10 protein-coding genes and 1 other annotated feature are annotated in these 8,871 nt (G+C 55.7%); of the genes, 3 read left to right on the top strand and 7 right to left on the bottom strand.

All coding sequences use genetic code 11. The features are described 5' to 3' along the window. Positions 1–120 precede the first annotated feature (120 nt). The 6 genes from VMX96_00050 to VMX96_00025 form a co-directional block, all read right to left on the bottom strand. On the bottom strand, positions 121–759 hold the full coding sequence (locus VMX96_00050) for a riboflavin synthase (GenBank protein HUU62307.1): 639 nt from the start codon (positions 757–759) through the stop codon (positions 121–123). After that, on the bottom strand, positions 749–1,849 hold the full coding sequence (gene ribD, locus VMX96_00045; GenBank protein ID HUU62306.1) for a bifunctional diaminohydroxyphosphoribosylaminopyrimidine deaminase/5-amino-6-(5-phosphoribosylamino)uracil reductase RibD: 1,101 nt from the start codon (positions 1,847–1,849) through the stop codon (positions 749–751). Before ribD ends, VMX96_00050 begins: the two co-directional genes overlap by 11 nt. Before the next feature lie 131 nt (positions 1,850–1,980). Then, positions 1,981–2,559, bottom strand: a complete 579-nt coding sequence (gene dcd / locus VMX96_00040) for a dCTP deaminase (protein ID HUU62305.1) — start codon at positions 2,557–2,559, stop codon at positions 1,981–1,983. Positions 2,560–2,834: 275 nt separating this feature from the next. Beyond that, complete coding sequence (locus tag VMX96_00035; protein HUU62304.1) at positions 2,835–3,596, bottom strand: SIMPL domain-containing protein; 762 nt, start codon at positions 3,594–3,596, stop codon at positions 2,835–2,837. Between the two features lie 32 nt (positions 3,597–3,628). Further along, positions 3,629–4,186 (bottom strand): zf-HC2 domain-containing protein, encoded by a 558-nt coding sequence (locus tag VMX96_00030; GenBank protein ID HUU62303.1) that lies wholly within the window; start codon positions 4,184–4,186, stop codon positions 3,629–3,631. 22 nt (positions 4,187–4,208) lie between these two features. Continuing rightward, the gene (locus VMX96_00025) at positions 4,209–4,757 is read right to left on the bottom strand and encodes a sigma-70 family RNA polymerase sigma factor (protein ID HUU62302.1); all 549 of its coding nucleotides are present in this window, start codon (positions 4,755–4,757) and stop codon (positions 4,209–4,211) included. Between the two features lie 75 nt (positions 4,758–4,832). On the opposite strand from VMX96_00025, the gene lepB reads away from it, so the two are divergent. From lepB to VMX96_00010, 3 genes are all read left to right on the top strand, one after another. Further along, complete coding sequence (gene lepB, locus VMX96_00020; GenBank protein HUU62301.1) at positions 4,833–5,381, top strand: signal peptidase I; 549 nt, start codon at positions 4,833–4,835, stop codon at positions 5,379–5,381. Positions 5,382–5,551: 170 nt separating this feature from the next. Beyond that, positions 5,552–5,837 (top strand) — a binding site (T-box leader). Between the two features lie 100 nt (positions 5,838–5,937). Next, positions 5,938–7,296 (top strand): TrpB-like pyridoxal phosphate-dependent enzyme, encoded by a 1,359-nt coding sequence (locus VMX96_00015; GenBank protein HUU62300.1) that lies wholly within the window; start codon positions 5,938–5,940, stop codon positions 7,294–7,296. Between the two features lie 84 nt (positions 7,297–7,380). Continuing rightward, on the top strand, positions 7,381–8,457 hold the full coding sequence (locus tag VMX96_00010) for a trypsin-like peptidase domain-containing protein (protein ID HUU62299.1): 1,077 nt from the start codon (positions 7,381–7,383) through the stop codon (positions 8,455–8,457). On the opposite strand, the gene VMX96_00005 is transcribed toward VMX96_00010, so the two are convergent. Continuing rightward, on the bottom strand, positions 8,454–8,871 hold a 418-nt coding region (locus VMX96_00005; GenBank protein ID HUU62298.1), incomplete at its 5' end, for a DUF5915 domain-containing protein. The genes VMX96_00010 and VMX96_00005 overlap by 4 nt on opposite strands.

The following is an 8,871-nucleotide window of genomic DNA, read 5'->3' as shown; positions in this document are numbered from 1 at the left end:
TTATGTCCTCGATCGCCTCCAGGATTTTTGCCAACCCCATTTCCCTTCTCCTTTTTAAACCCTCAGCAAAATCTGCACGCTGCCTTTTATTATTATACTAAACAACTGCTGCCTGTTTTATCACGCCAAAAAGCCGTGCTCGGCCAGGAACTCCTTCGTTATCCCCGTGCCTCCCTCCCTCAGTCGCTCTACATACTTGGCGATGATATCCACCTCCAGATTAACCGTATCCCCGGGCCTCCGCACACCGAGGGTGGTGTTCTCCAGCGTATATCTTACCAGTGAGACACCGAACGAGGTAGAGTTACATTTTACCACAGTCAGGCTCACCCCATCCACCGCGATGAAGCCCTTCTCAACCACATACCTCATTATCTCCGGAAGCGCTTCAAATTTCAAGAGGAGTGCCTCCCCCTGCAGCATCACCGAGCGCACCCGGCCCACGCCATCGACATGCCCCTGGACGAAGTGCCCGCCGAAGCGTCCGCCCACCGCCAGGGGGCGCTCCAGGTTCACCCCATCGCCAGAGCGAAGCGCCCCCAGGTTGGTGCGCCGCAGCGTCTCCGGCATCACCTCAACGGCGAAGGAATCGGGCGAGAGCGCCGTAACGGTGAGACACACCCCGTTCACCGCCATGCTATCGCCCGGCCTGGTATCCTCAAGCACCTTTTGGGCAGCGATGGTAAGCTTGTCGGGGCGGGCCGCCCTAACCTTGCCTACCTCTTCAATGATTCCAGTGAACATCCTTTTACTCGCCAATATCCCCACATATCATCACATCGCCGCCAATGCGTTCTATCTTCACGTTGCTCAGCTTGATCGCCTGGGCGATTCTTTCTGCGCCCTTGCCGCCGACGGCCAATCTCGCCTCTGCTCCCCCTATAATCACCGGGGCGATGAAGGCAATGACCTTATCCACCATGCCACCCTCGAAGAGGGAGCCCAGCAGGGTGCCCCCGCCCTCCACCACAACACTGGTGATCTCCCTCCTGCCCAGCTCCTTAAGCAGCTCCCCGAGGTCGACCAGCCCCTCATCGGGCGAAAAAGACGGAAGCTCCAGCACCTCGGCCCCCGCCTCTTTGAGCTTTTTTGTGCGCGCGGACGGAGCTAACGGAGTCGTGGCTACAATTATTTTCCCTGGCTGCTTGAATGCTTGCGCTGTGGGCGGGGTGCGCCCCTTGCTATCCACAATGACCCTGATCGGATTTTTTATTTCTCCCCCATGCTCCAGCCTGTCCCTTGCGGTGAGCATGGGGTCATCGGCAAGGATGGTATTCACCCCCACCATGATAGCATCCACAGCACGGCGCAACCGGTGAACATACTCCCTGGACTCCTCGCCGCTGATCCACCTGGAATCGCCCGTCCTGGTGGCTATCTTGCCATCGAGGCTCATGGCGAACTTCACTGTGACAAATGGCAGGCCGGTGGCGATGAACTTAATATACGCCTCATTTAGCTCCCGGGCCTCCTTCTCATGCTCGCCGAGGCTAGTTTTTATCCCTGCGGCATCCAGCGCCGCCTTCCCCCGGCCGGAAACCAGCGGGTTGGGGTCCAGGGTGGCGATATGCACCTCGGAGATGCCCCCCTCGATAATCGCCCCGCTGCAGGGCGGGGTGCGCCCGAAGTGGCAGCAGGGCTCCAGTGTTACATACATCGTGGCGCCACGGCTCCGCTCACCCGCCTGCTTAAGCGCCACCACCTCAGCATGGGGAGAGCCCGGGGGCTGGGTATAGCCCTCGCCTATAACCACGCCATCCCTGGCGATCACCGCCCCCACTGCGGGATTGGGGCTTGAGCTTCCCAAAGCCAGCCGGGCCAGAGAGAGAGCACGCTCCATGTAATCCATTTTTTCGGTTTATCCATAAATAGAAAAGAAGTAGCTTGGTGACAGTCGGGCGTTTATATAATAATGAAATTCGACCCTTTTATATATATCCCGATTCTATCCCGCGCGTGCACACCGGATGGAATTAGTGCTCAATGACTCTTCCTCTCGAAGTCCTGATAGAACCTGCTGGCGGTGGGATCGGTCTGACCCTGGTACTTACTCCCCAGGCTCTCATCCCCGTAGAGACGCTCCGCTGCCGTAGTAAGGCGTAAAAATGATATCTGCCCGATCTTCATGCCATAATAAAGGGTAATGGGAAGCTTTGCCACATTGGACAGCTCCAGCGTCAGATGCCCCCGCCAGCCGGGGTCTACATAGCCGGCGGTGGAATGAATAAGCAACCCGATCCGCCCCAGTGAGCTCTTCCCCTCAAGCCGGCCAACGATATCGTCTGGTAGGGTGATATCCTCGAGGGTGCTCGCTAGAACGAACTCCCCGGGCGGTAAAAAGAAGGGTTTTCCGTCCTCAATCTCAGCAATTTCGGTCAAACCATCAAGGTTTTGCTTCACATCGATATAGAAGGGATAACGCCAATTACGGAAAACCAGCAGCTTTCTATCGAGGCGGATATCGACGCTCGCTGGCTGGATGCAAGCAGGTTCCAGAGGCTCGATGATAAGCCTCCCCCGCGCGATCTCCTCTTTAATTGTTCGGTCGCTCAGCACCATATCCAAATCACCTTTGCCTCAATTCTATCACCCACCCTATTAAAAGTGCAACATATCATACTCCTCCAGTACATTGGAGACAATCTTAATCATTATTGCATTCTATTGTGTTTGGATCATTTCGACCGAAGCTAAAGATCTCGATACGAGGAAACGCGGATGAACCTACAATATTGCGTGGATGTCTTCTACTCCACTAGTCCTCATGAGATGGCATGGCATAAAAAGGGGCCCCGACATATCGGAGCCCCCAAAGGCGCTAGCCTGTGACATGCTCACTGGATGGTAAAAGCCATCTGCACCGTGAGGATTATCTCTGTCTCGCCGGGGCTGATGGAAGTGGTCGGGACACTGCTTTCTTCAAATGACATCATCGCATAATCCCTGTAGATAGGGGTAGGGGTATAGCCTCCCCCCTCCGAGATGTAGAATGGCTTCCCAAGCTGGACGCCGCTAAGATCGGCCAGTTGCTTTGCCTTTGCTGTAGCATCGGCTACCGCCTCGGCACGTGCCTCAACATAATACGGCGACGGGTCATCCACGGTGAAGCTCACTCCGTGGATTCGGATGAGGTCCCCTCCGGCCTTAGCTACCGCATCGATAATGCGACCGGTAGCATCAATATCCCTGATTTTGACGGTCACCGTATTGGTCACCTCGTAGCCGATAATGGTGTCATCCCATTCCGTCCACTTCCTTACCGGATATATGTTAAACCACTGGGTCTGGATGTCCTTCTCGGCGATCCCTTTGGCGAGTAGCGTTGAAATCACCCGATCCATCGCCACAGCAGCTTCATCCATTGCCTCCTGCACAGTCGCCTCCTCCAACTCCACACCCAGGCTGAGTACGGCGACATCGGGAAGCACAGTTACCTCCCCTGTGCCGCTAACCCAGATCGCGGACTGCTCAGAGCCGCCCCCCGAACTGTATGCCGTCGCCGGGGCTGCGGGATCACTGCCTGCCAAGGCAACAACGCTAACCGCCCCAACTAGGATAACCCCGATGACTAAGCCTAGTAACAAACCCTTTCTCATTTTACACCTCCTTTTTTAATTCCAATCCCGTTTCAGCCTTTTTCAATGCCTCTCCTCTTCTTTTGCCACAGAACCGCCGTTGCTCCGCCCAATACAACGACCACCCCCGACAGGGCCAGCTCTAGCTCGAATACCGGCCAAGTGTACACTTCACCATCAGCATACCCTTCACCTTCTGAAGACAACACTCCTTCTCCCGTGTCGTCGTTGGCCGCAGGAGTAACTTGTTGGGCAGTTCTCTCCTCAACAGGTCCCGCCTCAAATAGGTGAGCGGCGTCACCGGCGAAGGTAAACACCAAGAGCAGCGCGGCTACAGCAGTCGCCGCACGAAACGCCCTGAAAGAACGGGCGGAAGCGGGCTGCGGTTTCGGCGCTGCCTCAGCAACGGCGAAGGAGCGAGGCGGCGTAACCATGGCTACCCGGTGAAGTAGCTTCACCATCGCCCTGAGCGACTCAAGCTCCCCGAGGCATGCCTGGCATCCCTCGAGGTGGCTCTCTATCCTTTCCTTATCCGCAGGGTTGAGCTGCTCGTCGATATAGGGTGAAAGCCGCCCCTGTACTATCTGGCACTCACTTTTTCGCCTGTACATCTCTATAGTAAAGACGGGCTTGCTACGGGAAAAGTTCCCTGTATCGCTCTAGATAATGGCGAAGCCTTCCCCTCCCCCGGTTGATCCTGGACTTCACCGTTCCCAATGAGCTACCGGTGACCCGGGCTATCTCCTGGTAATCTAGCCCCTCGATATCGCGGAGGATGACCGCCAGACGCTGGTCTGGCGGGAGAGCAGCCAGGGCTTTCTTGATCTTCTCGCCTATTTCGCGGCGCACGGCAAAATCCTCCGGGGAAGGCTGGTCGGACTCGAGCTCCATAGGCATGTCGTCTATGGGAGTGGTAGGGCGACGGCTAATTGCGCGAAGCTGGTCCCAGCAGGCGTTGGTGGCGATACGAAAAAGCCATGCCCTGAAGCTGCCGCCCCTGAACCTGCTAATGCCCCGAAAAGCGGAGAGAAAGGCATCCTGAGTGGCGTCCTCAGCCGCCGGTGCGTTGCCCAGCATCCTCAGCGAGAGGTTGTACACTCTCCTTTGATATATCTCCACCAGACGGTTAAAGCTGTCGACGTCGCCCTCTCTGGCACGCTTGACAATCTCGTCCTCTTCCATAGGAGCACATTCTACCAGACCTGCGGTCTCCGTCCAAGCTGAGGTGGGTGGAAGATACCAGATGGATGGGTTATAATGAAAACGATGAGGCCCAGCATTCGAGAAATTATAGCCACGCTTCTGGTAGCAGTGATTATCTTCCTTGGCGTTCAGGCCACACTGGAGAGCCGCATAGTAGAGGGTCAGAGCATGCAGCCCAGCCTTCACACCGATGAACGCGTAATGGTGATTAAGGCATCTTACTGGTTCGGTGACCCCCAGCGTGGCGATGTTATTATATTTGACTCCCCTCAGGACCCGGACCGCACGCTCATAAAACGGGTGATCGCTTTACCCGGGGAGGAGGTGGAGGTAAAGGATGGCCAGGTTTATATAACCGATGTCAACGGCGATACATTCCCACTTGACGAGCCCTATATCAACGAGGAGCCTACCTATACCTATGGCCCCCTAGTGCTGCTCGAGGACGAATACTTCGTCCTCGGCGATAACCGAAACCACAGCACCGATTCTCATGTTTGGGGCATGCTGCCCGGCGAAAACATCATCGGTAAGACGTGGCTCATTTACTGGCCGCTAAGCGATTGGCAGCTCATGCCGAGTTACTCTTATACCCAGGATTAGTAAGAAGCCCTCCATGCCCTCCTAGCTATAAACATAACGCAGCGAGAGTTGTATTCGTGGGGTTGACAAATTAGTAGCGGTGGTATATTCTTGTAAATCTGGTATGGCGATAAGCCAGAGGCATCTATAGCCTACGGTAAAAGCTGTACTTTCGAGTTTCCATAAAGATCGAAAAGGCTGGGAACAAGACTAGTAGCCCTCCGGCGAGGCACAGAGAGTCGGGTTAGGTGTGAGCCGATGCTGGCGCGGAGGGTGAATGGGCTTGGGAGCTTCAAACCGAAACCCTGTCCGGTAAGGGGAGTAGGCTTTGACGGAAGGGCACCGTTACCAGAGCCCAGGGCATGGAGGTGAGCGGAGCAAATTATCTCCGTGCTTTAAAATGAGATGGTCTCTCTCCTTCCTCCAGAGTAGGAGAGGGCAAGAAGGGTGGCACCGCGGATTAAACCCGTCCCTTTGAAGGGAGGGTTTTTTTAATGCGTGATGCTGGAAAAGGGGGTGAGAAAGCAAATACGATTTCAATCTGTCACATTTAGATAATTTAAAAAGGGAGGGAAAGATGGAGAGAACAATGTACGTGCTTGATCAGAAGGATATGCCAACCCATTGGTACAATATCCAAGCCGATTTGCCAGAGCCACTGCCACCATTGCTGCATCCTGGTACCAAGGAGCCTACGCGCCTTCCACCACCCCTCTTCGCTGAGGCACTAAATGAGCAGGAGTTCAGCAAAGAGCGCTGGATTGAAATCCCGGAGGAAGTGCAAGCTATTTACCACACCTGGAGACCAACAGTACTGCACCGGGCGTATCGGCTGGAGAAGGCCTTGGACACACCGGCAAAAATCTTCTACAAATATGAAGGAACAAGCCAGGCTGGGAGTCACAAGCCGAATACGGCTGTTGCCCAGTGTTACTATAACAGGAAAGAGGGTGTCAAGCGCATAACCACCGAGACCGGTGCCGGGCAATGGGGAAGTGCCCTGAGCATGGCTGGCGCAATGTTTGGTGTTGAGATCAAGGTCTACATGGTTAAGATTAGCTATAACCAGAAGCCCTACCGCCGTATTCTAATGGAGACCTGGGGAGCCAAATGTGTGGCCAGCCCCAGTGAGGAAACGGAGATAGGACGCGGCATCCTCAAGGAAGACCCCAATTCGCCAGGAAGCCTGGGTATCGCCATCAGCGAAGCCCTGGAGGACGCCTTCAGCCGTGATGATACCAAGTATTCCATAGGCAGCGTGGTTAACCATGTACTGCTACACCAGACCATCATCGGGGAGGAGACCAGGAAACAAATGGAGATGGCGGATGCCTACCCCGACATCATTGTAGGCAACATCGGTGGCGGATCTAACTTTGCCGGGCAATTCCTGCCCTGGGTCCGGGACAAAATCAGCGGAGCAAAACCAGACCTGCGCGTTATCTGTGTCGAACCTACGGCCGCCCCCAGCCTGACCAAGGGGCCTTACGCCTATGACTTCGGCGATGTGGCCGGGCTTGCCCCTATTCTCAAGATGTACACCCTGGGGCACACCTTTATCCCCTCCCCGATTCACGCTGGAGGACTCCGCTACCACGGGATGGCACCCATAATATGCCACCTCTATAAGCTAGGCTTCGTCGAGGCCAGGGCTGAGCATCAGGTCGCTACCTTTGAGGCAGGGATAAAGTTCGCCCGGACAGAGGGCATTATCAGCGCTCCCGAGCCATGCCACAATATCAAGGTAGCCATCGATGAAGCCCTTCGCTGCAGGGAGGAAGGCATAGCAAAGACCATCCTGATAGCTCACAGCGGGCACGGGCATTTCGACATGGCAGCCTATGATGCTTACCTATCGGGCAAGCTCGTGGACTATGAGTATCCTGAGGAGCAGGTAAAGGAGGCACTGACCCACCTACCACAGGTCCCCGGGTAAAGACGCAGGCTTTTTCCGTAAAGGATGGGGTTCAAATTAGCTGTTAGCAGGGCCTACTATAAAGTAGGGTTAGAAGGTATACCCTTGGGTAGGGTTAAAGCTTTTCTGGTAGCTGTGCTTGTGATGGTAGCGGTAGCAGGCTGCGCCTCCCCCCAGGAGAACTACTCCACGCCACTGCCATCGCCCTCCCCTACCACGGCGTCAAATACCACCGAGTCTTTCTCGCTGCCATCCATCACTGAAGTAGTGGAGGCAGTAAAGCCGGCGGTGGTATCGGTTATTGTGGGAACGGTTAGCTACAATATCTTCCTGCAGCCGGTGCCTACGGAGCAAGCCGGCTCGGGGGTTATAATAGATGAGCAAGGTTATATAGTTACCAATAACCACGTTGTGGAAGGGGCCGAAAGCATAACGGTTACCCTCACCGATGGGAGAGCCTTCGATGCCACGCTTACAGGCACAGACCCCCTCACCGACCTGGCGGTGATAAAGATCGAGGGTGACAGCCTGCCGACAGTCGAATTCAGTAAATCAAGCGAGGTAGAGGTTGGCGAATGGGTAGTCGCAATAGGCAACGCCCTGGCACTTAAGGGTGGGCCCACGGTTACCGTGGGGGTGATAAGTGCCCTGGGGCGCACTATCGAAGTGGAAAGTGGCTGGTCTCTCTACGACGTCATCCAGACCGATGCCGCCATCAACCCGGGCAACAGCGGGGGCCCGCTCATCAACCTGAAGGGTGAGGTGGTGGGCATCAATACCGCCAAGATAACCGCTATCGATGTTGCCGGCGTCGGATTCGCCGTGAGCGCCGAAACCGCACGCCCCGTGGTCGATGAGCTTATCGATAGGGGCTATGTCTCGCGACCCTACCTCGGTGTATCGCTGGTCACCGTAACCCCGGCCATCGCCAGCAGCTACAACCTGGCCACCGATGAGGGGGGCATGGTTTACCTGGTAGTACCCGGAACCCCGGCGGTGCAGGCGGGGTTGCAAGCTTACGACGTAATCACCCGCATTAATGGCGAAGGGGTGACCACCGCCGATGACGTTGTGCTGGCCATACGCGCCCACGAGATCGGCGACACTATCGAGATCACCTATTTCCGCGGCACCAGGGAGACTACCACCTCAGCCAAGCTGGTGGAAAGGCCCCGCAGCTAGTCCTGCCGCTTCACCCCCAGCACCACATCCTCACCGGCGATCTTGTGGCTCTCCTGGTAGGCATCCCCAGGAACCCCTGCGGTGATCTCGCGTGAGAGGGTCTCCTGCTTTATATAGTCAGCGTGTTTTTCGATTACACGCTTTAAACTTTCACCGCCCTGGTAGTAGGTGTAAATATAGTCGGCGATGTCGAAGCCGGCCTGCTTGCGCATCGTCTGGAGGCGGTGCACCAGCTCCCGCGCCATACCCTCATCGGCAAGCTCGGGCGTTATCTCTATGTCGATGGCTACTGAAAGGCCACCTTCTTCAGCCACTTCGATCTTTCGCTCATCAGCAAGGCGTTTTAAAACAGCGTCATCTTTCTCAAACTCAATTTTTTTTACATTCAGCTCCTCAAGAACCTGGGTCCCGGTC

The organism is Dehalococcoidia bacterium (genome assembly GCA_035528575.1).
In the GTDB taxonomy this organism is placed as follows: Bacteria; Chloroflexota; Dehalococcoidia; order E44-bin15; family E44-bin15; genus DATKYK01.
Note: the sequence above shows the minus strand (reverse complement) of the source record. Positions and strands in the feature narration are given on the sequence as shown.